The sequence below is a fragment of the Rhodoferax sp. SPJ21 genome (assembly GCF_058216335.1).
In genome coordinates, this window is record NZ_JBYZMO010000005.1 from 16,695 (window position 1) to 40,044 (window position 23,350).

Annotated in this window: 18 protein-coding genes; 13 read left to right on the forward strand and 5 right to left on the reverse strand. The window is 62.0% G+C overall.

The window, feature by feature from the left end; genetic code table 11:
* Positions 1-5: 5 nt before the first annotated feature.
* The gene (gene msrB, locus AC4BBN_RS21090) at positions 6-416 is read right to left on the reverse strand and encodes a peptide-methionine (R)-S-oxide reductase MsrB (RefSeq protein ID WP_490593994.1); all 411 of its coding nucleotides are present in this window, start codon (positions 414-416) and stop codon (positions 6-8) included.
* A 278-nt stretch (positions 417-694) separates the two neighbouring features.
* Here msrB and AC4BBN_RS21095 point away from each other — a divergent pair, with 278 nt between their 5' ends.
* A complete protein-coding gene (locus AC4BBN_RS21095; RefSeq protein WP_490593995.1) occupies positions 695-2,338 on the forward strand; it encodes a 3-(methylthio)propionyl-CoA ligase in 1,644 nt (547 codons plus the stop codon).
* Positions 2,339-2,473: 135 nt separating this feature from the next.
* Here AC4BBN_RS21095 and AC4BBN_RS21100 read toward each other — a convergent pair whose 3' ends face one another.
* Positions 2,474-4,342 (reverse strand): sensor histidine kinase, encoded by a 1,869-nt coding sequence (locus tag AC4BBN_RS21100; RefSeq protein WP_490593996.1) that lies wholly within the window; start codon positions 4,340-4,342, stop codon positions 2,474-2,476.
* A 47-nt stretch (positions 4,343-4,389) separates the two neighbouring features.
* A complete protein-coding gene (locus AC4BBN_RS21105) occupies positions 4,390-5,073 on the reverse strand; it encodes a response regulator (RefSeq protein ID WP_490593997.1) in 684 nt (227 codons plus the stop codon).
* Positions 5,074-5,298: 225 nt separating this feature from the next.
* Between AC4BBN_RS21105 and AC4BBN_RS21110 the strand changes: the two genes are divergently transcribed.
* From AC4BBN_RS21110 to AC4BBN_RS21165, 12 genes are all read left to right on the forward strand, one after another.
* Positions 5,299-7,209: a WD40/YVTN/BNR-like repeat-containing protein gene (locus AC4BBN_RS21110; protein ID WP_490593998.1), complete on the forward strand. Its 1,911-nt coding sequence runs from the start codon at positions 5,299-5,301 to the stop codon at positions 7,207-7,209.
* 127 nt (positions 7,210-7,336) lie between these two features.
* On the forward strand, positions 7,337-7,639 hold the full coding sequence (locus tag AC4BBN_RS21115; protein ID WP_490594173.1) for a DUF2007 domain-containing protein: 303 nt from the start codon (positions 7,337-7,339) through the stop codon (positions 7,637-7,639).
* Positions 7,640-7,648: 9 nt separating this feature from the next.
* Entirely contained in the window at positions 7,649-8,254 is a 606-nt protein-coding gene (locus AC4BBN_RS21120; RefSeq protein ID WP_490593999.1) for a DUF938 domain-containing protein, read from the forward strand.
* Positions 8,255-8,309: 55 nt separating this feature from the next.
* Positions 8,310-9,398 (forward strand): serine hydrolase domain-containing protein, encoded by a 1,089-nt coding sequence (locus tag AC4BBN_RS21125; RefSeq protein ID WP_490594174.1) that lies wholly within the window; start codon positions 8,310-8,312, stop codon positions 9,396-9,398.
* A 393-nt stretch (positions 9,399-9,791) separates the two neighbouring features.
* The gene (locus AC4BBN_RS21130; RefSeq protein WP_490594000.1) at positions 9,792-11,264 is read left to right on the forward strand and encodes a glycosyltransferase family 2 protein; all 1,473 of its coding nucleotides are present in this window, start codon (positions 9,792-9,794) and stop codon (positions 11,262-11,264) included.
* Positions 11,261-12,361 (forward strand): polymer-forming cytoskeletal protein, encoded by a 1,101-nt coding sequence (locus AC4BBN_RS21135; protein WP_490594001.1) that lies wholly within the window; start codon positions 11,261-11,263, stop codon positions 12,359-12,361. The genes AC4BBN_RS21130 and AC4BBN_RS21135 overlap by 4 nt, the downstream gene beginning before the upstream one ends.
* Entirely contained in the window at positions 12,358-14,265 is a 1,908-nt protein-coding gene (locus AC4BBN_RS21140; RefSeq protein WP_490594002.1) for a polysaccharide deacetylase family protein, read from the forward strand. The genes AC4BBN_RS21135 and AC4BBN_RS21140 overlap by 4 nt, the downstream gene beginning before the upstream one ends.
* Positions 14,262-15,443, forward strand: a complete 1,182-nt coding sequence (gene wecB / locus AC4BBN_RS21145; RefSeq protein ID WP_490594003.1) for a non-hydrolyzing UDP-N-acetylglucosamine 2-epimerase — start codon at positions 14,262-14,264, stop codon at positions 15,441-15,443. The genes AC4BBN_RS21140 and wecB overlap by 4 nt, the downstream gene beginning before the upstream one ends.
* A 2-nt stretch (positions 15,444-15,445) precedes the next feature.
* A complete protein-coding gene (locus AC4BBN_RS21150) occupies positions 15,446-16,243 on the forward strand; it encodes a YaiO family outer membrane beta-barrel protein (protein ID WP_490594004.1) in 798 nt (265 codons plus the stop codon).
* Between the two features lie 8 nt (positions 16,244-16,251).
* A complete protein-coding gene (locus AC4BBN_RS21155; protein WP_490594005.1) occupies positions 16,252-17,070 on the forward strand; it encodes a hypothetical protein in 819 nt (272 codons plus the stop codon).
* A gap of 1 nt (position 17,071) precedes the next feature.
* Positions 17,072-18,310, forward strand: a complete 1,239-nt coding sequence (locus AC4BBN_RS21160) for a hypothetical protein (protein WP_490594006.1) — start codon at positions 17,072-17,074, stop codon at positions 18,308-18,310.
* 3 nt (positions 18,311-18,313) lie between these two features.
* Positions 18,314-20,527 carry a polysaccharide deacetylase family protein gene (locus AC4BBN_RS21165; RefSeq protein WP_490594007.1) on the forward strand — a complete coding sequence of 738 codons (2,214 nt, stop codon included), beginning with the start codon at positions 18,314-18,316 and terminating at the stop codon, positions 20,525-20,527.
* 120 nt (positions 20,528-20,647) lie between these two features.
* On the opposite strand, the gene AC4BBN_RS21170 is transcribed toward AC4BBN_RS21165, so the two are convergent.
* Positions 20,648-21,139, reverse strand: a complete 492-nt coding sequence (locus AC4BBN_RS21170; protein WP_490594008.1) for a TlpA family protein disulfide reductase — start codon at positions 21,137-21,139, stop codon at positions 20,648-20,650.
* The gene (locus AC4BBN_RS21175; protein ID WP_490594009.1) at positions 21,140-23,281 is read right to left on the reverse strand and encodes a TonB-dependent receptor plug domain-containing protein; all 2,142 of its coding nucleotides are present in this window, start codon (positions 23,279-23,281) and stop codon (positions 21,140-21,142) included.
* Positions 23,282-23,350 lie beyond the last annotated feature (69 nt).

The window sequence follows — 23,350 nt, forward strand, 5'->3', positions numbered from 1 at the left end:
GAAGCTTAACTGGCCTTGAAGTCCAGCGAAGCGGAATTCATGCAATAGCGCAAGCCGGTGGGGCTGGGGCCGTCTTCGAACACATGGCCCAGGTGGGCGCCGCACTGCGAGCACACGGTTTCTACCCGGCGCATGCCGTGGCTGGTGTCGGTGATTTCTTCGATGGCGCCGGGCGCAGCCTCTTGCGAGAAGCTGGGCCAGCCGCAGCCAGCGTCGAATTTGGTGGCCGAGTCGAACAGCTTGGCGTCGCAGCAGATGCAGCGGTATTCGCCTTGAGCCCAGTTCTGGTCGTACTTGCCGGTGTGCGGGCGCTCGGTAGCGGCATGGCGTGTGACCTGGAAGGCCACGGGCTCGGCACCTTTTTCGGCCAGCAGGGCCTTCCATTCGGCGTCGGTTTTTTCAATTTTGTGTGTCATGGTGTTGAGCTTACAGCGTGGGTAAAAGCCCTTCTGGGCGTGTGAACCAGGTGGGGGTGCAGGCCTCGGCTTGCAAGCCTTGGACTACGGGCCAGTTGGTTTGGTTCTGCCCCGGCCGATATTTTATGTGTCAAATGGGCTTGTGGCGCAGGATTTATCTGCACCAGCTGCTATCTATTTGGAAGCAATCTACCGGCATCCCCACGTTGCGGGACAACACTGAGACGTGGTCTGCCGGGCCCCGTCGATACTGATGAGGTACCAAAAGGAGATAAGAGATGCTGGGTCTGATGCAAAACCAGGCGATGCTGATTTCGAACTTGATCGAATTCGCCGAGCGCCACCACGGCGATGCCGAGATCGTGTCGCGCCGCGTCGAGGGCGATATTCACCGTAGCGATTACCGCAGGGTGGCCGCCCGGGCACGACGCGTGGCCAACGGGCTGGACGCCTGGGGCCTTGCTTCCGGCGAGCGCGTCGCCACCCTGGCCTGGAACGGCTACCGCCACCTGGAGCTGTATTACGGCGTCAGCGGCTCCGGCCGGGTGCTGCACACCGTGAATCCCCGCCTGCACATCGACCAGCTGGCCTGGATCGTCAACCATGCTGAAGACCAGGTGCTGTGCTTTGACCTGGGTTTTCTGCCCATTGTTCAGGCCGTTTACAGCCGCTGCCCCACGGTGCGCCACTGGGTCGCCTTATGCGATGCCGATGCCTTGCCCCCCAATGCCGGCATTCCTGGCCTGTGCAGCTACGAAGCCTGGATTGCCGGCCAGTCGGACGTGTACGCCTGGCCCAGCCTGGACGAAAACACCGCCTCCAGCCTGTGCTACACCAGCGGCACCACCGGCAACCCCAAGGCTGCGCTGTACAGCCACCGCTCTACCGTGCTGCACGCCTACGCCATCTCCTTGCCCGACGTGATGTGCCTGCGCGCACGCGACGCCGTGCTGCCGGTGGTGCCCATGTTCCACGTCAATGCCTGGGGCCTGCCGTATGCGGCGGCCATGGTGGGCTGCAAGCTGGTGTTCCCTGGGCCAGCGCTGGATGGCAAGTCGGTGTATGAGCTGATGGAGGCCGAACAGGTCACCATGGCCGCCGGCGTGCCCACTGTGTGGCAGATGCTGCTGGGCCATCTGCAGGCTGGCGGCCTGCGCTTTTCATCCTTGCAGCGCACGGTGATCGGCGGCGCAGCCTGCCCGCCGGCCATGCTGCGCTCATTTCAAGAAGACTACGGCGTGGAGGTGCTGCACGCCTGGGGCATGACCGAGTTGTCGCCAGTCGGCACGCTGTGTTCGCTCAAGCAAAAACACCTGGCACTGCCGCCGGATGCGCAAATGAAAATTCGCCAGAAGCAGGGCCGCGCGGTGTTTGGCGTGGACATGGAAATCGTGGACGCCAACGGCAATGCCCTGCCGCACGACGGCCGCACATCGGGCGACTTGCTGGTCAAAGGCCCTTGGGTCGTGGCGGAGTATTTCAAAGGCGAGGGTGGCGACCCGCTGGTGCGCGACGCCAATGGCATGGCCTGGTTCCCCACCGGCGACGTGGCCACCATCTGCCCCGACGGCTTTTTGCAGATCACCGACCGCAGCAAGGACGTGATCAAGTCCGGCGGCGAATGGATCAGCTCCATCGAGCTGGAAAACATCGCCGTGGCCCACCCGGCGATTGCCATGGCGGCCTGCATTGGCGTGAAGCACCCCAAGTGGGACGAGCGGCCGTTGATCGTGGCGGTCAAAAAACCGGGTGCATCCGTGGAGGTGGCCGATTTGCTGCAGTTCTACCAGGGCAAAACCGCGAAATGGCAGATCCCGGACGACGTGGTGTTTGTGGATGCCATCCCCATGGGCGCTACCGGCAAGATGCAGAAGATGCGGCTGCGCGAGCTGCTCAAGGACTACACGCTGCCCGGGACCTGAGCAGTTCGCCAAGAATTTGAAAGAAACAGGGCTGAAGCGCAGGTATTACCAGCGCTGGTAGCTATCAAATAAGTAGCAAATATGCTACCCAAAGTGCGCAGAGCGCGTATTGATCTGGAAATGGATTCACAAGGCTTACTCCCGCTGTGGACGCAGCGGTAACCACAGCGTAAAGCAGGTTCCTTCGCGCCCGGATGTCCAGTGGACGTGGCCTGCCAACGCCTGCGCCCGGCGTTGCTGGTGGTTCAGCCCCCGCCCCGTTGGCTGGAGCAGCGTTAGATCGAGATCAAACCCTTGGCCATTGTCTTCAATGGTGACTTCTACGCCGTCGCCTTGCACGGCGGTGCGTACACGGATTTCGGTGGCGTGGGTGTGCTTCAGAATGTTGGTAAAGGCTTCTTGAAATATCCGCAAAATATGCAGCGCGCTGCGGGGGTTCAGCCAGTCCAGTTTGGGTAAGTCCTGCACTTCCCAGAGTAGGCGCACACCCGCTGCTTTGAGCCGAGGCCCGAGCCGAAAGCGCAGCGTGGCCAGCAGCAACAGCAAGTCGGCTTCTATCGACTCCATCGAGTCAATCGTCAGCTTCAGGTCGTCGATGCAGCCCTTCAAAATTTCGCCCAGCGCGCCATCCGTCATGCGCCCACTCTCCACCACGCGCAGTGCCGTCACCAGCGACGAGCCTAGCCCATCATGCATGTCTTGCGTCAGGCGGAGGCGCTCGTCGCTTAATGTTTGATGGTGTTCCACCTCGCGCAAACGGGCGTAGCTGCTGGCCAGTTCGGATTCTCGGATCTGCAGGCGCTGCGCTAGGTGGACATTCGCCTGTTCGACCTCGACCACGGCCCCTACATAGCGGCGAAACATGATGTACACAAACATCACGAACAGCCCAATGATGGCGTAGGGGTTGGTGTAGATGCCTTCAGGGCTGACCCAGTTGTTTTGCAATGCCAGGTCGTACACACAGCACAGCGTGGTTGCAAAAAGCCAGCCTGCCATCCACCACAGTTCCCGCGACCGGGTGCGAAATCCATTGCGCAAGGCATCGAAAAAGATCAACGCGGCCAGCGGCAGCAGCAGCATGTACAGCATGGGTGTCCACAGCGTCAGACTGGGCAAAAGGGCCACTGCACCTGGCATGGTCACCAGATTGCACAGCACGGTAATACCAATCAACGACGGGGTTAGCCCCCGCATCGGGTGCTCGTGCAGGCGCTCCAGAAAGCAGTGGCACAGCGCCAAAATCCACATCAACGATGCCACAGTGACCCATTCAAACCACTGGTCATTCATCGGCAGATAGCTGCCGCCCACGTGGTAATGCAGCATGCGCACAAACGACATTGCGGACGCTGCAAAAAACAGCAAATACAGCGAATCGCGCCGCAACCGTATCCACACCGCCAGCGAGAAAATTCCCACCGATAAAAATGCCGCCCCGCCAATAAAAGGCAGCTGCGTCTGCAACAGCTGGCGCACCTGGTAACGCCCCACCAGCGGCTGCGCGGCCCCCACCCAGAGGGTTGACAGCGCACTGCCGCTGCTTTGCAAGCGGTCAATGCGCAGCAGCACCGCGGCCGCAGACAGAGTGCCTGCCCCCGGATTGAGCCGCAGCAGCAGCGGGTGGTTGTAGCCGTTGTGCGTCTTGCTGCCTTCGGAGGCATACAGCAACTGCCCATCCGCATAGACCGCTATCTGGCCGATGGTTTTCCAGCGGGGGATGTATAGGTAACGGGGTGCTGGCGTGCTGGGCAGGTCATGTAGATCCAACCTATACCAGTCGGTGACGGTGCGCGTGTCCCCCTGCGCATGGGGTACTAATTCGCGCTCGGCAATATGGGGCAGCGTCACGCCGTGCCAGCCACTGTGCGGCAGCGATGCGGCATCCGCATGGCCCGGTGGGGGCGTATAGCCACTGCCCACCAAAGACAGTAACTGCGCGTCTTGCAAATGCACTGCCACATCGCCATCGGGCGCCTGCGCGCAGCCCGCAAAGAGCAGCACGCAAAGTCCCCAAAGTTGCCAGCAACGGTGTGAGCCGTTTCGCCGCGTCACAGCAACCCCAGGCTTCTTGCCTCAAATATCGCTTCGGCCTTGGATTTGACTTTGAGCTTGCTGTAAATGCGGCGCACATAGGTTCGCACCGTGTGCTGCGACACCAGAATCAATTGGGCAATCTCTTCCGCCGTGAAGCCTTTGGTGATGAGCTCCAGAACTTCTTTCTCTCGGGCCGACAAAGCCGCTGCAGCGTTGTCGTGGGGCGCAACTACCGCGTCGGGGGCCGCCGTGGGCGGGGTCCGAAAGCGCGTCAAAATCTGCCGGGCAATCAGCGGGCTGATGGGGCTGCCGCCGCCATGCAGGCTGCGGATTTCATTCAGCATGTCGCCGGCTGCGCCGTCTTTGAGCAAATAGCCCGACGCACCGGCCTCAATGGACTGCAACACATGCGCCTCATCCGCAAACGTGGTGCACACCATCACCGCGCAGCTGGGCCACAAGACGCTGGCAGCCCGAATCACATCAATCCCTGTCCCGTCGGGCAGCCCCAAGTCCACCAGCAGCACATCGGCGGGCGGCTGTTGCAGCGCCAGCAGACCGGCCGCACAGGTACTGGCAACACAGGCGATGTGCATATCGGGGGACGCATGCACGGCGGCCATAATGGCACTTTGCACTTCCACGTCATCCTCGACAAGCGCCACTTGGATCATGGCTGGGTGGTCTTTGGCGGACATGGCATTCAGTGTTGGCGTGGGAAAGGACTACAGGGACACCACCTCCAGCCCATGGCAGTCGAGAGAATGGGCTGCAAAAAAATTTGAATTATGTGCCCTATTCATGGCGGTGCTTGCCCCCAAAACTGGGGACAGACACGGACGCCAGGCGTCTTTATGCTCTTGAAGTATTAACCCGCATCACGTGTCTATCCGGGTGATCTCAAGCACTGAAAGCCTTTTGCCATGTCCCTATCCCTCTCCACGCCTGTGCCCCGCCCACCACGGCGGCCCGCGTTTACCCTGTGCGCCCTGGCCCTCACTTTGGCCCTCACGGCCTGCGGTGGCGGCTCTGACACGGCCGCCATTACCTCCACAACCGATACCACCACCAAGGTCGCCACCCTGGTGCTGGCCGGTACGGAAGCCGTGGGCCTGCACTGCGCCAGCGGCGGTGCCTACATCAACGCCGGGCTGGACAGCAACGCCAACGGCGTGCTCGATGCGGCCGAGATCACCAGTACCCAGTACGCTTGCAACGGCAGCCTGGGTGCCACCGGGGCGACCGGTGCCACCGGCAGCAGTGGGTTGACTAGCCTGGTGCGTACCAGCGCCGAGGCCGCTGGCAGCCACTGCACCTACGGCGGCTCGCAGATCAGCGTGGGGCTGGACAGCAACAGCGACGGCGTGCTCGACACCAGCGAAATCACCTCCACCGACTATGTCTGCCAAGGCGCTACGGGCGCGACCGGTTCCACGGGCGCAACGGGGACAACTGGGGCTACAGGCAGCACCGGCCTTTCCAGCCTGATCGCCGTGGCCACTGAGGCGGCGGGTGCGAACTGCACCTACGGCGGCCACAAGGTCACCACCGGGCAGGACAGCAACAGCAGTGGCGTGCTCGATACGGCTGAAATCACCAGCACCACCTACACCTGCGACGGCGCTCCCGGCCCCGGCGTAACCTGGGTGAATGTGGCCGGCACCAGCCAGCAGGCACAGTCCAACACCGGCTACATCGCCAACAACGCGGCGCAGGTGGCGATCACGCTGCCCATGGCGCCGGCGGTCGGTGATCTGGTGGAGGTCAGCGGTGCGGGAACGGGCGGCTGGAGCCTGCTACAGAACGCCGGGCAAACGGTAATGACCAAGGCGCTGCCGAGCAGCTATACCAATGCGTATGTCAACTGGACGGCTCGGGCGAACAGCCGCCGCTGGCAATCGGTGGCCTCGTCGGCCGACGGCAGCAAGCTGGTGGCGGCGGTGAACGGCGGTCAGATCTACACCTCGGCCGATGCTGGGGTGAACTGGACGGCGCGGGGCAGCATTGCCACCTCGTTGTCGGTTGCCTCGTCGGCCGACGGCAGCAAGCTGGTGGCGGCGGTGAGCGGTGGTCGGATTCACACCTCGACCGACTCTGGGGTGAACTGGACGATGCAGGGCGGCAGCCTCAGCCTCAACTGGTTTTCGGTGGCCTCGTCGATCGATGGCAGCAAGCTGGTGGCGGTGGTGAACGGCGGTCATATTTACACCTCGACCGATGCTGGGGTGAGCTGGATACCACAGGGCATCAACTTTAACTGGGTCTCTGTGGCCTCGTCGGCCGACGGCAGTAAGCTGGTGGCGGTGGTGAACGGCGGCCAGATCCACACCTCGACCGACTCGGGTGTGAACTGGACGGCGCGCGAGAACAGCCGCAGCTGGCAATCGGTGGCCTCGTCGGCCGACGGCAGCAAGCTGGTGGCGGTGGAGAACAACGGACAGATTTACACCTCGATCGATGCAGGGGTGAACTGGACGGCGCGCGAGAGCAGCCGCAGTTGGCAATCGGTGGCCTCGTCGGCCGACGGCAGCAAGCTGGTGGCGGTGGAGAACAACGGACAGATTTACACCTCGATCGATGCAGGGGTGAACTGGACGGCGCGCGAGAACAGCCGCCTATGGCAATCGGTGGCCGCATCCGCCGACGGCAGCAAGCTGGTGGCGGTAGCGGACGGCAGCCAGATCTACACCACATTCACCAACAGCACAACCCTCGGCGTCACCGGCTCCCTCAGCGGCTCGCAATACGACACCCTGAAGCTGCAATACCTGGGCAGTGGGGTGTTCATGCCGCTGGACTACACCAGCTATTCCGGCAGCTTTGTGGTGCAGTAAACGCCGGCCCGCAGCGTATGGTTTAGGGTGTTTTAACCCTATAGCCCAGGTATCACCAGTGCTGACAGCTATCAAAATGGCAGCAAATACGCTGCCAAAATTGCGCAGAGCGCGTATGCTCACCAGCATGCTGCGCTTGACCCAGGCCCCCAATCTCGCCATCGCCACGCTGTGGGCCGACGCTATGGCGGTGGAGGGCATTGCCGCCAGTGTGCAGCGCCAGTACCTGGTGGGCGTGGCTGGCGAGCTGCCTCCTGACCAGTGCCTGCCCGAGGTGTGGATACAGCACCCAGCCCAGGAGGCCCAGGCCCGCACGCTGTTGCACCACCTGCAAAATGTGCCCCAACGCCGCTGGCAGTGCGCCTGCGGCGAGCTGGTAGAGGGCGGGTTTGAACAATGCTGGAGCTGCGGCGTCTGGATGCCGCGCTAAGCTCGGAGGATGACTTCGCAATTCGAACCCCTGCACAGCCCCGCCGCCGAACGCAATCTGCAACCCATCCTGGCCGAGCTGCAACGCATCTTGCCCGCACAGGGTAAGGCGCTGGAAATCGCCAGCGGTACCGGCCAGCACGTAGCCGGATTTGCCCAAGGTTTACCTGGCTGGCATTGGCAGCCCAGCGACGCCCAGCCGGACGCATTCGACTCCATTGCCCACTGGTGCACCCAAGCCGGTGTGACCAATGTCCAGGCACCCGTGGTGCTGGACGTGCTCGCGCCCGCCTGGCAGTTGGAAACGGTGGACTTGGTGTACTGCGCCAACATGCTGCATATCGCGCCTTGGGCCTGCTGCGCCGGGCTGATGGCGGGCACGGCCCGGCACCTGGCGCCGGACGGCTTGCTTGTTACTTACGGGCCGTATCTGGAGTCGGGCGTCACGACTTCGCCCGGCAACCAGGCCTTTGATGCCGACCTGCGCCAGCGCAACCCCGCCTGGGGCCTGCGCCTGCTGGACGATGTGGTGCACCAAGCGCTGTCGGTTGGCTTGCAATTGCGCGAGCGCGTAGCCCTGCCGGCCAACAATCTGCTGCTGGTGTTTGCCCGCTAAAGCCTACAACTGCATACACACAAGCATGGGTACATCAAAGCGATTTAGGCCATGGATGGCAGTGGCCCGGCGAAGGCTCACATGCTGGGCGGTGGCGTCGGCTGCCGCGGTTGAGCTGTTCGGGTGCGCCTCCCCAGGCCATGGGGATACAGGCGCCCATAGCCTGCATGACAGCCTGCAATCCCTGGCACAGGAGCACCATGTATGCGCGGTGGCGTTGGCTGTCATCAAGAACCGCCGGCTGGATACCGTTGAGTCTGCCTCTGGTTGCACGCCAGCGGTGGCGGTACATGCCGACAGCGTGTTCCAGGCCGCATCCCTCAGCAAGCCGGTATTTGCCTACGCCGTGCTGAAACTGGTGGAGCAGGGCAAGCTGGCGCTGGACGCGCCATTGCTGCAGTACCTTCCCGACGGTTATCGGCACCGGCACCAGCCCTTGAAAGCCGAGCCATCCGACCTGGTCAGCGATCCGCGCCTGCAAGCCGTCACCGCCCGCATGGTGCTGACCCACACATCCGGCTTGCCCAACTGGGCATCTGGGCCGCTGGGTTTCGAAGCTAATCCAGGCAGCGCCTGGGGCTACTCGGGTGAGGGCTTTGTACTGCTGCAGCGGGCCATAGAGGCGGTGACCGGTGAGCCGCTTGATCGCTTCATGGCTGCCCAGGTATTCCGGCCCCTGGGGATGGACCACAGTTCTTATGTCTGGAGCGAGGACATCGCCCGCGAGCTGGTATCTGGCACCAAAGCCAACGGCGGCCCGCGCAAGAACATGGCGTTGACGCAGCCGATCGCGGCTTTTTCGCTGTACACCACCGCGCAGGATTACGGCAAATTCCTTGTCGCCGTGCTGAGCGATGCTCCTTTGCTCTCGCAGGTCACGGCGTCTCCCGTGTCGGTGGAGCCTCGTCTGGGCATCTCTTGGGGGTTGGGCTGGGGACTGGAGACCACCCGCAACGATCTCTATATCTGGCACTGGGGCAATAACCCCGGCTACCGCGCTTTCGTGATGGCGCCCCCCCAAAACAGGCGATGGCTTTGTCATGCTGACCAACAGCGAAAACGGTTTGGCTCTGGCAGAGCCCGTGGCACAGAGGTTGTCGCCGGACAAACACGATCTGTTCCAGTTTTCCATGCTGGGCGATGATGTGTTGGCGGTGATCTGCAAAGCGGTACGTTTGTGTCTTTAAGGTCATTTCCAGGCTGCAATGGCTCGGATTGGTGCAGTTCTAGAAAAACTTAAATGATCACGGACCGTAGGCAGGTCCTAAGTCAGCGCCGGCCCCGTTAAGGCGTGGCTATCGACGTGTCATCGACATCAGGGGACAGGCATGGGCAATCTATGTCTTGGGAGAGCGTGCGCTATTTACGCGGGCGGGCGTCCTTCAATTTTTTGCGGGTCTATTCGTAATAACCCCAAAACAAAACCCAAATCATGAATTAGTTCCATCTTTGTATCAAGTTAATTCAATACAATAAATTTGTATACAAAGTAAAACAGAAAATTCGTTACCAAAGGGCTAGCGCAATGATTTTTCATTTGTCCCCACCAGCTGAAATCGCGATTGCCAGTGGCATCCAGCAACCCATGCCCACCAGGAAGGCGGGGGCGCGTATTTGTGGTGCCGCATTGGTGCTGTGGACGCTGTTGTTGCGCCAGGCATGGGCAGCGGACGGTTCGGCCTTTTCCATCCGCGCGACCAGCCCGCTAGGTAGCGTCTGGGCCTGGTCTTTGGGAGGCCTGATGGGGCTTGTCATGCTTCTTTTAGCGGTATACACGGCCCGCCATTACCTGTTTTCGTTGAATCGACTGTTTGGAAAGCAGCGCCATCCGTACGCCAGCATCGTCAGTGCCGATTGGCCAAGGGTCACGATTTTTGTAGCCGCGCACAACGAAGAGGATGTCATCCAGGACTGCCTGGAAAACCTGATGCAGGTCGATTACCCAGAGGACCGTATGGTGGTGGTGCCGGTAAACGACCGCTCCAGCGACGGTACCCGCGCCATCATTGACTCCGTGGTTGCCCGGTTTCCGGGCCGCATCGTTCCTTTCCACCGCGTCGGCGGTAAGCCGGGTAAGGCCGCAGCACTGAAAGATGCCACCGAAAGAATCGATACCGACTTCATCATTGTTTTTGATGCCGATTACATGCCGTCACGCGGCCTGATCCGCCGGCTGATGGCGCCATTTTTCGACCCTGAAATTGGCGCAGTGATGGGGCGAGTGGTACCGCACAACGTCGGCGCCAATATGCTGACGCGGTTGCTGGATTTGGAGCGCGCAGGTGGCTACCAGGTGGACCAACAGGCCCGCATGAACTTAGGGCTGGTGCCGCAGTACGGTGGCACGGTGGGCGGCATACGCATCAGCGCACTGCAGGCCGTGGGCGGTTGGCACGACGACGTGTTAGCGGAGGACACCGACTTGACCTACCGATTGTTGCTAGGCGGTTGGCGTACGGTTTACCACAACCGGGCGGAGTGCTACGAAGAAGTGCCGCAAAGCTGGGCGGTGCGCATGCGCCAAATCAAGCGTTGGTCCAAAGGACATAACCAGGCCATGGCGCGACATACCGGTGCCTTGCTTCGTAACCGCACGCTCACCTTGTCCGAAAAACTGGATGGTTTTTTGCTTCTGGGCGTCTACATGATGTCGCCGATTCTGCTGATGGGCTGGGTGTTGAGTGTCCTGATGTACTTCACGGTGTCATTTCAGCTGCTGGCACCGGCACTGTTGATGATGGCCTTCATGGCCCACAGCGCCTTGGGCAATTTCGCCGCCTTTTTTGAAATAGCGACAGCGGTGCATCTGGACCGTTCCCAGAAGCGTGTGCGCTTGCTGGCTTTTTCGTTTCTAGGCTTTATCGTCAGTGCAGTGGCGATTGCCCGCTCGGTGGTGGACCAGTTGCTGCTGGACCGGCTTTCCGGCAGCAAATTTCATTGGGACAAGACGGTACGTTACCGCCGTGCAGAGGCGCCATTGCGTACGGCCACGCCGGGAACGCTCCCATGATTCTGGCCCTGTTGTTTGCGCTGACCCTGTTGGTCATGCTGCTCCCGTTGTTGCCAGCGCTCCACGAATGGATACGGCCCAGCGACGTCGTGCCTTTGCAGATTGACGAACGGGATGCGCTGGATCCGCCATTCTTGGCGAATAGTTTTGCCGCCCGTATTGACGATGCGTTGCGTCAGAACGCCAGCCACCTGGGTGATTCGGTGCTGGTGCGTTTTGTTGCACCCCATTCCACAGCAGCCCTGCCGCTGATGGAGCAAGAGATCGCCGCAAGACGCAGCGAGCGGCTGTGGCACATCACGGGCGATGCCACTCTACCTGTGCACATGGGTTTTTACGCGGAAGTGGCGTCCTCTGCCATGTTGACAACAGCGGAGCAGGGTGTGTACCGAGCTTTGTGGGCAGCAGGTACGCTGCAGCTCACTGCGCGCACCACAGTTTTGCGCTGGGCCCATGGGCTGAAGGTCCGGGTTGCTGAGGGCTGCCAGCTTGCGGGGCGTCTAACGGCACAAGAATGGCTTGGCGTTGCGCCGGGTGTGAAGTTCAAATTGCTGCATGCACCGTTGATACAGTTTGCGGATCGCCTCCCTCGGCCCGCGCGGCAGGCCGAGCAGTGCAGCGCCATCACCAGCTGGCCAAGCCATGTGCAATGGGATGCCATCGTTGGCCGAGGCATTGCCCGGGACGCCTTGCAGATCGATGCACTGACGTCCTGGATTGGGGATTTGGTGTGTCTGGACGACTTACGCGTGGGTATTCACTGCCGTGTGGACGGCAGTCTGAAGACCCGTGGCAGCTTGACTCTGGCGGATGGTTGTCATGTTTCGGGCAATCTTATTTCTGAAGGGCCTATCCACCTGGGTTCGGATTGCGTTGTGGGTGGGGCTGTGGTGTCGGAAACTGCGGTCTATCTTGGCGCTGGCTGCACCATCGGTGCAGCTGGCCGACTGGCCACGGTAGCCGCACCGCACATTCAGGTTGCGCCGGGTGTATGCGTGCATGGAACGTTGTGGGCTGAAGAAGCCGGCCAGACCTTGCCCCCGGCATCCATTGAGGCAGCTGCCCTTGTCATGCCGCCGGTACCGCTCACCATATGACTATTCTGAAAATTGGGCTTAAATCCTGGGCGGTGCGCTTGTGCGCCGCAGCACTATTGGCCGTAGTTTTGGGCGTGTGGGTCTACGGGGCTGCAGCCCGCAACCCGGTGCTGACCCGCCTGGCTCTCATAGTGCCTGATGATGTTTCGGAACAAGATGCCCAAGTGACCGTCTGGCAGGACGCGGCGGCCGAAATGGGCTTTCCTATGTCAGTGGTACGGGTGTCTGCGCTGCTGCGTCCTGGCGGCTATCCGCTGGATGCAGCCCTGATCCTGCCCGATACAGTGCACCGCCGTATGAATAGTGCGGTGGTGTCGCACCTGGAGCAGCGGGTCAGCCAAGGGGCTTTGCTCATGTTGGTGTATGACGCCGGCGTGAGTGACATGGACGGCAAATACCATCCCGAGCAGTCACGCTTGTCCAAACTCGCCGGCGTGAACTACGCGCTGTACGGGGCACTGGGCTCCAAGATGGGCAGCGAACAGGTCGCCTGGGTTGATGGCGGAGCCGTGCCCTTGCTACGCCTGTCCCCCGGCAAGCTGATGCGAGAAGATAGCCAAAGCCCTTTGACCAGCATCCAAGCACCACCGCATGTCGACGAAGAGCTGTCTGTCGTCAGCTACAACTACGGGCGACTGCAATACCCCGTGTTTGCCACCCGTGGTGCGTTTGACGGCCAGCGGCTGATGCATTTTGAGGGCGGGGGGGTCATGGCCGGGCTGCATTCCATGGGGCAGGGCAAGGTGCTCTTTGTCAACATGCCACTGGGTTACCTGAAGTTGCGTACCGACGGCTTTTTCTTGCACAGTTTCTTGCGCTACTTTGCCGAGGACGTGGTGGCGCTGCCCCAGCTCTCGCCTATGCCGGAGGCGCGTGGCGCGCTGATCATGAATTGGCATATCGATTCCGCCGCCGCCGTGCCCGCCATGGAGTCGTTGACGGCGCTGGGTGCGTTTGAGCAGGGCCCTTACTCCATGCACCTAACCGCCGGCCCTGATGTAGACCATGCGGGTGATGGCTTGGGCATGGACTTGCAAAACAATCCCAAGATCCGAGATTGGGTGCGCCGCTTCGTCGCCCGTGGTGACGAAGTAGGTAGCCACGGCGGGTGGATACACAACGAGTTCGGCCGGTTGGTGGACAAGCAGGATCCAGCCCTGTCCATCCCCTTGATCGAGAAAAACCTGGCCAGTGTGTCCGAAGCCAGTGGCAAGCCGGTGCGCGAATATTCTGCCCCCATCGGTAACCACCCAGCATGGGTGACGCCTTGGCTGCGTGCGCACGGCATCCATGCCTATTACTTCACCGGCGACATCGGAATGGCGCCCACCCGCAGTTACCAAGACGGGCAGCGTGGCCCGGCAGATATGTGGTCCTTTCCCGTGCTGAGCTATGGCATTTACGCCAGCTTTGAAGAATCACAGATGGCCCATGTGCCCGAACGTGATATTGCGGTGTGGCTCAAGGATGTGGCGGATTTCTGTGCGCAATACCGCACCGTGCGGTTGGTCTACTTTCACCCGCCAGGCATTGCGATGTTTCCTAACGCATTCAAGCAATGGATGCAGCATACGGCCAGCCTTGTTCATCAGCAGTCACTGCGCTGGATGACCATGGCGCAATACGCGGCCTTTGCCAATGACCGACTCGACGTGGTTTGGGAACTGTCCCCGGACAGCGCCACCCCCGGTGGCTCCGTGCTCAAAGCCCACCACCCGCGTTCGCTCGATCGCTTGACGTGGCTGCTGCCGGCACAGCGCTACGCCCAGCCCAGCCTGATGGAGGGTTCTGCCCGTATCGACCGTGATGGCCCCTACTGGCGCGTGATCGCCGGGCCTTCCACTGTGCTACAGCTGCGCCTGCCTGCCAACCCTATTCCAACAACCAGCATCCCCGCACCATGACTTCTCACGAATCCGCATCGCCGCGTCCCATACTGATTTCAGTCGGGACCCGGCCTGAGATCATCAAAATGGCCCCCGTCTATACCGAACTGCGCCGCCGAGGCCTGCCTGTCGCCTGGGTACATAGCGGCCAGCACCGGGAAATGGCCGATGCGCTGTATAGCTTTTTCGACATACAGCCAGAGCATGAAGTGGTGCTGGAGCGTAAAAACGGCAGCCTGGCGCATTTGAATGCCTTGCTGCTGGAGGGGCTGTCCAACATTTACGAAGCGGTGCAACCCAGCGCCGTGCTGGTGCATGGGGACACCACCAGTACCCTGGGCTCTGCGCAAGCGGCGTTCTACCTAGGGATTCCGATCGGCCACGTCGAGGCTGGTCTTCGGACCTTCAACCCGCGGGAGCCCTTCCCGGAAGAGAAAAACCGCGAGCTGACCGCCCGCCTAGCCCAATGGCACTTTGCGCCGACCGCCGGTGCCGCAGCCAATTTGCACCGCGAAGGTGTCAACGCGGAAGCCGTGCACATGGTGGGCAACACTGCCGTGGACGCAGCCCTTGCAGGTACGGGCAGGCTGCAGCAACTGATGCAAGCGGGGCAACTCACATTGCCAGCTGAACTGCAAGCCTTGCAGTCGCATCTGGGCCAGTGCAAGCTAATTACCGTGACGGCCCACCGGCGCGAGAACTGGGGCCCTGGTATCCAGAACGTGGCGCGCGCCGTTGCGCAGCTGCTGCAGCAAAACCCGGATCTGGCCGTGGTCTGGCCGGTACATGGCAACCCGGCGGTCAGCGACAGTGTCTACGCCGAGTTGGGCAGCCTGGCCGAGTCTCTGGGCGGGCGTCTTTGCCTGTGTGCTCCGCTGGACTATCCAGCACTGCTGTGGTGCTTGCAGAACAGCATCTTGGCCCTGACCGACTCCGGCGGAATCCAGGAGGAGGGCGCCGCGTTGTCGTGCCCGGTGCTGGTGCTGCGTGACACCACCGAACGTCCCGAGCTGATAGAAGCCGGCGCAGGCCTTATTGTCGGCACCGACACCGCCCACATCGTGGCCACCGTCACGGAATTGCTGGCGGGATCTTCTGCTTTGGCCCGTATGCGTGCTGCGGTAAACCCCTTTGGCGATGGGCAGACATCGCAGCGCATTGCCGATGTGCTGGCTAGCGCGTTGGTGGGAGCATGAGCATGCGTAACACTGTAGTTTTCACCGGTGCCGTGCTGACAGCAGCCTTGCTGGTCTCCTCGACTGCCATGGCGCAGGTGGATGCATCCAGCCCGCGCATTACGTGGGACCTGGCCACCACCCACAGCCAGCTCAGCGCAGGCTTGCCCGATGGGGAATCGGTCAACCTGCGTGCAAACATTGCCCTGCCTGGAGGTGACAGCCTGCTGGCAGAAATTTTGGATGAACGCAAGTTTGGCGAACGCGGCGGCGTAGTGGCACTTGCTTATACCGGTAATATTTCCCCGAGCTGGTATGCCACCGGGACAGTGGTGGCCGGCCATGGTGGACCCAACTGGGCCAACGCCAAGATCGATGCGCAGATTTCACGCAAATGGTTGAGCGAGCAGCAACTGGTCACCTCCATCGCGGGGTTCCGCGCGGAATACGACGGCAACCGCAGTGACGAGGGCTTGCGTCTGTCTGCGGCCCTGTACCTACCGGTGGCGGCGGTGCTGGAGGCCGGTATTACGCTGAACGTGAGCCAGCCCGGCCGCGTGGACTCGCACATGCCCTACGCCAGCCTCACGCTGGGTAAAGAGGGCCAGCAGTATTTTGTTTTTCGCGCCAGCAGTGGCACTGAGGCCTACCAGGCTATTGGCAGCACCGCCCAGTTAGTCAACTTTCATAGCCAGAGCCTGGGAACGACCTGGCGCTACTGGTTGGGGCCACGCTGGGGCGTGACGGCGCAAGCCGAGCATTACCGCAACCCGACTTACCAGCGCAACACGCTGGGGGTTGGCCTGTTCGCTCAGTGGTAAGCACCCGCATGGCCAAACCGACGCCCTTATGGGAGAGCATCCGGCACCTGCGCGCACGCGGCCACAAAGGCGGCACGATCCTGCAACACCGTGCCATATGGAGCCTGCGCCTACCGATGCAACGGCTGCTGGCGGGCGTTGCACTTGCGGCGGGGTTCACTACTGGGCTGCTGCTGTTGCGTAGCTGGATTGGCATGGCCTGGGCGACCGAGTTGCTGTGGTGGATACGGGCGCTGGAGCTGCCTGGTCGGTTTGAACCGCTGGCGTCGGGCTCGGACGGCTGGTTGCCATTGCCGGTCCCGTTCATAGGCGTGGAATTAAGCGCTCCTAACGGCTGGGCCACGCTGTGGCAGGGCGGGGCCGTTGTGCTGTTGTGGGTGTGTACCGGTCGGGTGCCGGACGAAGCCAAGCCGGTGGCGTTTTTCATCCGTCTGGCCGCGCTGGTGCATGGCGCGTCCGTGCTGTTCTTCATGTTTTGGCCCGCCAGCTTTACGCATTCGGTGGACGACCACGTCAGCAGCGGTTTGGGGCAGGCTTGGTATTTGATGCTGTTGACCCCCTGGATCCACCTGGCCACCTACTACCTGTTTCCGTTTGCATTCTGGAAGCGCGGTTTGCTTACGCTGCTGACACTGGCCTTTTTGTTCGTGCTCGTGCCTCTGTTGTACGCCCTGCATGTGGCCTTGATCCAGCAGTTCGGGCTTATTTTGATGCCGCTATTGCATTTGTTGTTCGGCGTGATGCTGATGACGATTGGCTTTGTGGCGCTCTACGGCTGGGCCATGGGCTGGCAGACGGCGGCCCAGCGCCCTGGGGTGGGCGGTTGATATGCGGATACGCAAACAGGTTCCCATCGCCGCGCTGGCAGCGCTCAGCCTCTACGTACCAAGCCAAGCCAACCCCGCCGAGGGGCCGTCCCAGTCCTGCAATGCTGCCCCTTTGGTGGATGCCACATTCCGCGACGCGGCGCTACGTACTTTTGAGCGATTAATGGTGGTAGCGCCCGGCCTGCCTGCGGATGGTGCTATCAAAGTTCATCATTCTGCGGGCCACATCGACCCGCAGGGCGCGGACTGGCACCATGTTTCCGCGTACCAGGTGAACCTGGCCTTTTTGGGTGCCTTGCGCGTGAACCCTCAGTTGGCTCCGGCAGCCGCCCGTTGGTTGCAGTGGCAGGCGCGGCACACCACCATGACCGGTTCCGGCCAGGGCGTGGTTTTTGACTACTGGGTCAGGGCCGACGGTTTGCAGGAATCCCAATGTCCACCTGGAATGGACCCTCGGACCTGTCCCCAGGTCGATGCCTTCGACAGCACAGCGGCATCTTTGCTGCTGATGGCAGATGCCTACGCCGAATATGCTCCTCAGCCCTCCATGCTGGAAGAGCCCACCATGCGCGCAGCCCTGGAGGCGGCGGCTGGCACGCTCACGTTGCTAACGCAGCCCGGTGGCCTGAGCTGGGCCAAGCCTGGGCACAAGGTGGCCTACCTGATGGATGCCGTGGAAGTCGCTGCCGGTTGGCGTGCCTGGGCCCGCTTGCAAACCCGCGTGTTCCACGTACCTGCTGCCGCGCAGAACAGCCTGGCCACCGCCCGCCGGGTGGATGCAGCCATCCAAAAGTACCTTTGGCACGCGCCCAGTCAGACCTGGCGGGTCAGCCAGGACGTAGGCAAGCCCTCTTTCTCCCGCTGGTACCCCGATACCGTGGCGCAGGCCTGGCCATTGCTTTGGGACGACGGCAGCGACCCCGCTGCATGGGCCCACGCCCAAGCCGCTTGGCGGCAGGCCGCGGCGCAATGGACAGGCACCAAAAGCTGGTCGCAACGCAATGTGGACCCCGCTGGTTTCTGGTGGCCCGCGGTTGCGGTGGCCGCCCACTGCGTGGCCGAAGATGATGCCGCCAAAGCCTGGGTGGCACGTGCCCGAGCAGCCTGGATGCGTGAGAGCGCTCCGTTTGTCTGGCCTTTTCAGATTGCCGACCTGCTCTGGCTATTCAGGCTGTCGGCTCCGGTAGCTTCCGACCCTTTTCCCTCCTCTGTTTCTTCCCTTAACCCACTCTCCAGGTAACTTATGCACTCAACTTACCCTTCCTGGCAGCTTTTGGCATCGCGCTTGCGCTATGCGATGGGCGGCATTATTGCGGCGCTGGTTTTGCTGGCGTCCAGTACCCAGGCGATGGCTGCGGCCTCGCGCGACTATCTGACCCTGCTCATTCCTGACAATGCCAGCCTCACCAGCTGGCAGGTCCAGGCCTGGACCGATGCTGCGGCAGAAGAGGGCCTGCAGATCAAGACCATCACCGATAGCGCCTTTTTGGCCCTCGGCACTGGTGCGGCAGACAAAATCTCCGGTCTCATCTTGCCGGACAGCGCGCACATCCAGGCCAGCGACGCCCTGGTAGCCGCCGTGAAGCAATACGTGTCCAGTGGCGGTAAATTAATGCTGACCTACGACGCGGGGGCTTTGACCGACACCGGTTACTACTCCTCCACGGGTCGCTCGCGCTTCTCGGACCTAGTGGGTGTGGACTACGTGCAGTATGAAAGCCTGCGTGACCGCGTGGTGGGCTTTGGCCCCATCGTCGGCACCAAGGGCCGCATGGAAAGCCTGTCACTGCCGCCTGGCAAGTACGTGCCTTATACCGCCAGCAACACGGCGGTAGCCGCCACGGCGACCACGACTTTCGTCCCTACCAGCCGCTTTGACCCGGGTGGTTCACTGTTCATGCGCCCGCTGATCGAAGGCCGAGTTGCCACCGCTGCAGCCAGCGCCGCACGCTCGCTCAGCAGCCCCGTGCAGCTGCGCTATGACCAGCGCGTCAGCACCGCCACGCAGTCGCTTAGTCAGCTGCTGGCATCGCTATTCTCTGCGGCCAGTCTGCGTGACCTGGACGAAGTCAGCGCCACGGTCAGTGGCGACGGTTGGGTTGAAAATTCGCCCCTGCTGGCGGCCAGCAAGTTGTCCGCAGCCGACTCCGCCATGCAGGCCGTCAGCGGCTATGGGTTTGGGCAACTGGGCTACTACCACTATGTAACCACCGGTACGTTTCCGGGCAATGTGTTCCTGAGCTCGCCAGAGCATGGTCTGGTCGCGGGCGACCGCAGCTACGGTTCGGGCAAGGTGTTGTTTGTCAATATCCCGCTGGGCTACTTCAAGGCCATCGGTACCGACAGTGCTTTGATCCAGGGCTTTCTGAACCATTTTGCGCGTGACCAAGTGGTTATGCCCCGCCTGTCTGTTCAGCCCAAGGGCGTAGGTGGTCTGGTTTACAACTGGCATGTGGATGACGGCGACGACCTCTTGCCGCAGTTCAAATCCATCATGGCCCAGAGCTTCATGCAAGGCCAGGGCCCGTTCTCTGTCCACTTCACCGCAGGCCCTGACGTGGTCACGCTGGGTGACGGCATGGGTATGAACCTGCCCAACAACCCTGCGGGGCAAGATGTGGTGTTGCAGACTGGCAAGTTTGGCAAGTACGCTTACACCAATACCGTCAAACACGCGCTGGGTTCACACGGTGGCTGGAACCATGACATCTATGGCCTGAACGCCAATGAAGCCAACTCCGCAACCTATCTGCCTTGGGTACAGCTCAACGTGAAGGCCATTGAAGATGTCATCCAGCAGCCGCTGCGTGAATATTCAGCCCCCGTGGGTAACAACCCAGCCTGGGCTACCAAGTGGCTGGAAAGCCATGGCGTGGTGGGCATGTACACCGTCAGCAATACCGGCACTGCTGCTACCCGCGAATGGCGCGGCGGTGAGCGTTTGACCAACAAGCTATGGGCCATGCCGATTGCGCCCTTTGGCAAGTCCGCTACCTTCGAGGAATTTGACCTCAACGGTGTGAGCGACGCCACCTCGGCCCAGTGGCTGTTGGACCTGCAAAGCTTTGTAGCTAACGGCCGTACCAACCGTCTGTTCTATAACCACCCCCCCGGTGCACTCGCCCATTTAGGCGTGGTCAAGACCTTTGTGCGCCGCGCAGCCCAGCTGCAGGCCGCAGGCAAATTCAAGTGGTACACCATGGCCGAGATTGCCGATTTCTCGCAGCGCCGCATCCAGACCAGCTGGAGCAGCAGCGTCGGCTTCCTGGGCTTGACCACCTTCACGGCTGCCAACCCCAGCTCGTTGAGCGATGTGACCTGGCTGCTGCCCCGCAACCAATACACCTTGCCGGTCGTTGTAGGAGGCCAGGGCTACGTTAGCTTGCAGAGTTCCAAATATTGGCTGGTGACCGCAACCGGCGGTACCTCCTTGCGTTTCATTACCTACGCACGGTAAATACCAGGGCGTGCCGTAAACCAGGCGCAGACTTCCGCTCGTCAGAGCCGGAGTCTGCGCCTTTTTTATGCCCAGATGCCGCGAAGAAGGACCTCAAAGGCAGGACATCTGAAGACGAATTCACGCCGCACAAGCGCCTGGCAGTGCCAGTAAATCGGTATCGGTCAACTCGCCCGTATGTGCCTGGCAGATGCGCCCGTCGCGCAGCGCCACGCTAAAGGGCAGGGCGCCGCTGCGGTTGCCGGCGCCGCGCATCAACGCTGCGGGGTTGGCACTGGCGCGCAACACGGTCAGCCCGGTGATGCCGCGCTGCAGCAGGAACTGCTGGGCCAGTTGCGGCGCATCGGTGGCGACCAGCAGCAGGGTCCAGCCAGCTTGGCTTTTGGCAAAGGCTTGCAGGCGCGGCAGCTCGGCCACGCAGGGCGGGCAGTCGCGGCCCCAGAAGTTGACCAGCACCGGGCCGCGCAGCTGGGATAGTTGCACGAAGCGGTCCCCCTCCAGTGTGGGCAGGGTGAAGTCCCATGCGGCGGGCACTGCCAGAGCCGGGCTAGCCAGCACGCAGGCGGCCTGGCCCAGCCACTGCCGCCTGGACAAAGTGAAGCGCGGCTGCATTCAGAACGTGAGCTTCACGCCTGCCGTGATGCTGCGGCCGATGTTCGGGCCCCAGATATGGGTCACGTCGATATTGCCGTTCTGGTCCAGCCAAAGGTAGCTGTCTTTCTTGGCCTGCTGGTAGTTGAAGACGTTGTTCACAGCCAAGTAGGTGGAGACGTTTTTGTTCCACTGGTAGGAGGTGCGCGCATCCACCAGCCAGAAGCTGGGGCTTTTGTCGGATTTGGGTGTGCCGTCCAGGTTGAAGCGCGGGTTGTCTGCGTAGTCGTAGAACTTGGCCAGGTTCTGCGGGCCGGTGTAGGTGGCGCGCAGATTGAAGTTCCAGCCGCCCGCATCGTGGTCCAGGCCGAAGGTGGCGCGGTAGTCGGGGCGGGCGAACAGGCTGCCCTGGAAGTCCGTGGTGTTGAACTTGTACTGGTAGCGCTCGAAGCCGGCGCTGAGCTTGTCGGCCGGCGTGGCCTGCCAGGTGCCCACCACGTCCACGTTGTTTACCGTGTAGCCGCTCTTGGCGGGCTGCAGCAGGTAGGCACCGGAATTGGCCGTGTCGTCCACGAACAGCGCCAGGTTGTTGATGCGCGTGTGGTTGACCGAGGCGGTGAAGGAGTTGCGGTCGGTCTCGATGTTCCAGGCGTAAGAGATGTTGTTCGACTTCTCGGCCTTGGCCTGCGAGCGGTCCACTGCGGGGGCCGACAGGATGGCGTGCTCCAGCTCGAAGAACGACGTGGGCAGGCGGAAGCCCTGGCCCAGCGCCAGTCGGCTGGAGATGGCGTCCGTGTGGTGCCACAGCATGTCCAGGCGTGGCGTGGTGATGCCACCGTAGACGTTGTTGCGGTCATAGCGCAGGCTGCCGGTTACTTCCAGGTCGTCATCAAAGAAGGTGCGGTAGCCCTGAAGGAACACACCCGGCGTACGGTAGGTATAGGTGTCCGCATCGGTGCGGGGAATGCCGAAGGTGGGTGTGGACGGGTCTTCGCTGACGGACAGGCTGTGCAGGTCTTCATAGCGGTAGTTGATGCCGGCGGTCAGCAGCGTGGCGCCTACCCAGGACTGCAAGCTGCTCTCCAGGTAGTACTGCTTTTGCTTGCCGAAGTAGTCGGCATCGCCGCCGTACCAGGAGTCCTGCTTGTGCTCGGCATAGCCGAAGGCAAAGCGCAGCTTGGTGTCGCCAAAGTCGCGCTCGGCCGTGCTGACAAATTGGTCGCGGCGGGTGAAGATGATCTGCGCCAGGCCAAAGCGGCCATCGTCATAGGCCGGCATGGTGCTGCCATCCGATGGGTTGATCCAGCTGTTCGCCACCGGCGAGGCATGCGGCCCCTTGCTGAAGTCGAACGGGTTGCCCGATGTATCGGCTCGCACGCCGTCGTAGTCGTCGCCCAGCGGGCCGCCCATGCGCTTTTCCTCGATGGAGTCGAAGCGAGCCTTGAGCTTGAAGCCGCCCACATTGTCCAGAAACAGGCCCAGGCCGCCCAGCGTGCGGTGGTAGCCGGTGTATTGCGACACGCCGTTGCCCACGCCGTCCACACTGTCGTGTTGCTGTTGGGTGGCGTTGAAGGTGATGGCGCCGCCGTCCAAGGCTTTGGCCGCATAGGCTGTGGCGCGGCGCATGCCAAAGCTGCCCGCGCTCAAGTCCAGCTCGCCCTCGTCTTTGTGGGGCCGCCGGGTGACCAGGTTGACCGTGCCGGCCAGCGATTCGGGGGCGACCAGGCTGGTGCCCGCGCCGCGCGAGATGTCCACCCGCTCCAGCCCGTTCACGCCCACCATGTCCAGGCCGTAGGCGTTGGAGACGGACGAGAAGATGGGCACGCCGTCCAGGGTCAGCGTGGTGTAGCGGCCGGGCAGGTTGTTCAGCGTGATGTTGCGCACATTGCAGACCGAGCATTCCACCTGCACGTCCACGCCAGGCCGGTGTGCCATCAACTCGGTGAGGTTGGTGGCGCCGGTCTTGGCGATCTCTTTGGCGTTGATGCTTTCGGTCTTGACGATGTCACTGCGCAGCGAGCCGGGCTGGGTGACCGTAGGGTTGGCGTTTACCACCACGGGCGCGAGTGACTTGGGTGCTGCATCCTGGGCGTAGGCGCCATGGGCGACCAGGGCGAGGATGCTGGCCGCCAGGGGTGTCAAAGTGAGTTGGTGCTGTGGCATGGTACGGGCGTGGGTTGTCCTGCCCCGGCGCCAGGGGACATGGCGCGCGGGGAGGTTTACAAGAGTTTT

Bases quoted from the DNA above. Each gene is read 5' to 3' on its own strand.
- AC4BBN_RS21095 (WP_490593995.1), top strand. From the start codon at position 695: ATGCTGGGTCTGATGCAAAACCAGGCGATGCTGATTTCGAACTTGATC.
- msrB (WP_490593994.1), bottom strand. From the start codon at position 416: ATGACACACAAAATTGAAAAAACCGACGCCGAATGGAAGGCCCTGCTG.
- AC4BBN_RS21110 (WP_490593998.1), top strand. From the start codon at position 5,299: ATGTCCCTATCCCTCTCCACGCCTGTGCCCCGCCCACCACGGCGGCCC.
- AC4BBN_RS21105 (WP_490593997.1), bottom strand. From the start codon at position 5,073: ATGTCCGCCAAAGACCACCCAGCCATGATCCAAGTGGCGCTTGTCGAG.
- AC4BBN_RS21165 (WP_490594007.1), top strand. From the start codon at position 18,314: ATGCACTCAACTTACCCTTCCTGGCAGCTTTTGGCATCGCGCTTGCGC.
- AC4BBN_RS21175 (WP_490594009.1), bottom strand. From the start codon at position 23,281: ATGCCACAGCACCAACTCACTTTGACACCCCTGGCGGCCAGCATCCTC.
- AC4BBN_RS21115 (WP_490594173.1), top strand. From the start codon at position 7,337: ATGCTGCGCTTGACCCAGGCCCCCAATCTCGCCATCGCCACGCTGTGG.
- AC4BBN_RS21125 (WP_490594174.1), top strand. From the start codon at position 8,310: ATGGCAGTGGCCCGGCGAAGGCTCACATGCTGGGCGGTGGCGTCGGCT.
- wecB (WP_490594003.1), top strand. From the start codon at position 14,262: ATGACTTCTCACGAATCCGCATCGCCGCGTCCCATACTGATTTCAGTC.
- AC4BBN_RS21140 (WP_490594002.1), top strand. From the start codon at position 12,358: ATGACTATTCTGAAAATTGGGCTTAAATCCTGGGCGGTGCGCTTGTGC.
- AC4BBN_RS21170 (WP_490594008.1), bottom strand. From the start codon at position 21,139: ATGCAGCCGCGCTTCACTTTGTCCAGGCGGCAGTGGCTGGGCCAGGCC.
- AC4BBN_RS21160 (WP_490594006.1), top strand. From the start codon at position 17,072: ATGCGGATACGCAAACAGGTTCCCATCGCCGCGCTGGCAGCGCTCAGC.
- AC4BBN_RS21135 (WP_490594001.1), top strand. From the start codon at position 11,261: ATGATTCTGGCCCTGTTGTTTGCGCTGACCCTGTTGGTCATGCTGCTC.
- AC4BBN_RS21150 (WP_490594004.1), top strand. From the start codon at position 15,446: ATGCGTAACACTGTAGTTTTCACCGGTGCCGTGCTGACAGCAGCCTTG.
- AC4BBN_RS21155 (WP_490594005.1), top strand. From the start codon at position 16,252: ATGGCCAAACCGACGCCCTTATGGGAGAGCATCCGGCACCTGCGCGCA.
- AC4BBN_RS21120 (WP_490593999.1), top strand. From the start codon at position 7,649: ATGACTTCGCAATTCGAACCCCTGCACAGCCCCGCCGCCGAACGCAAT.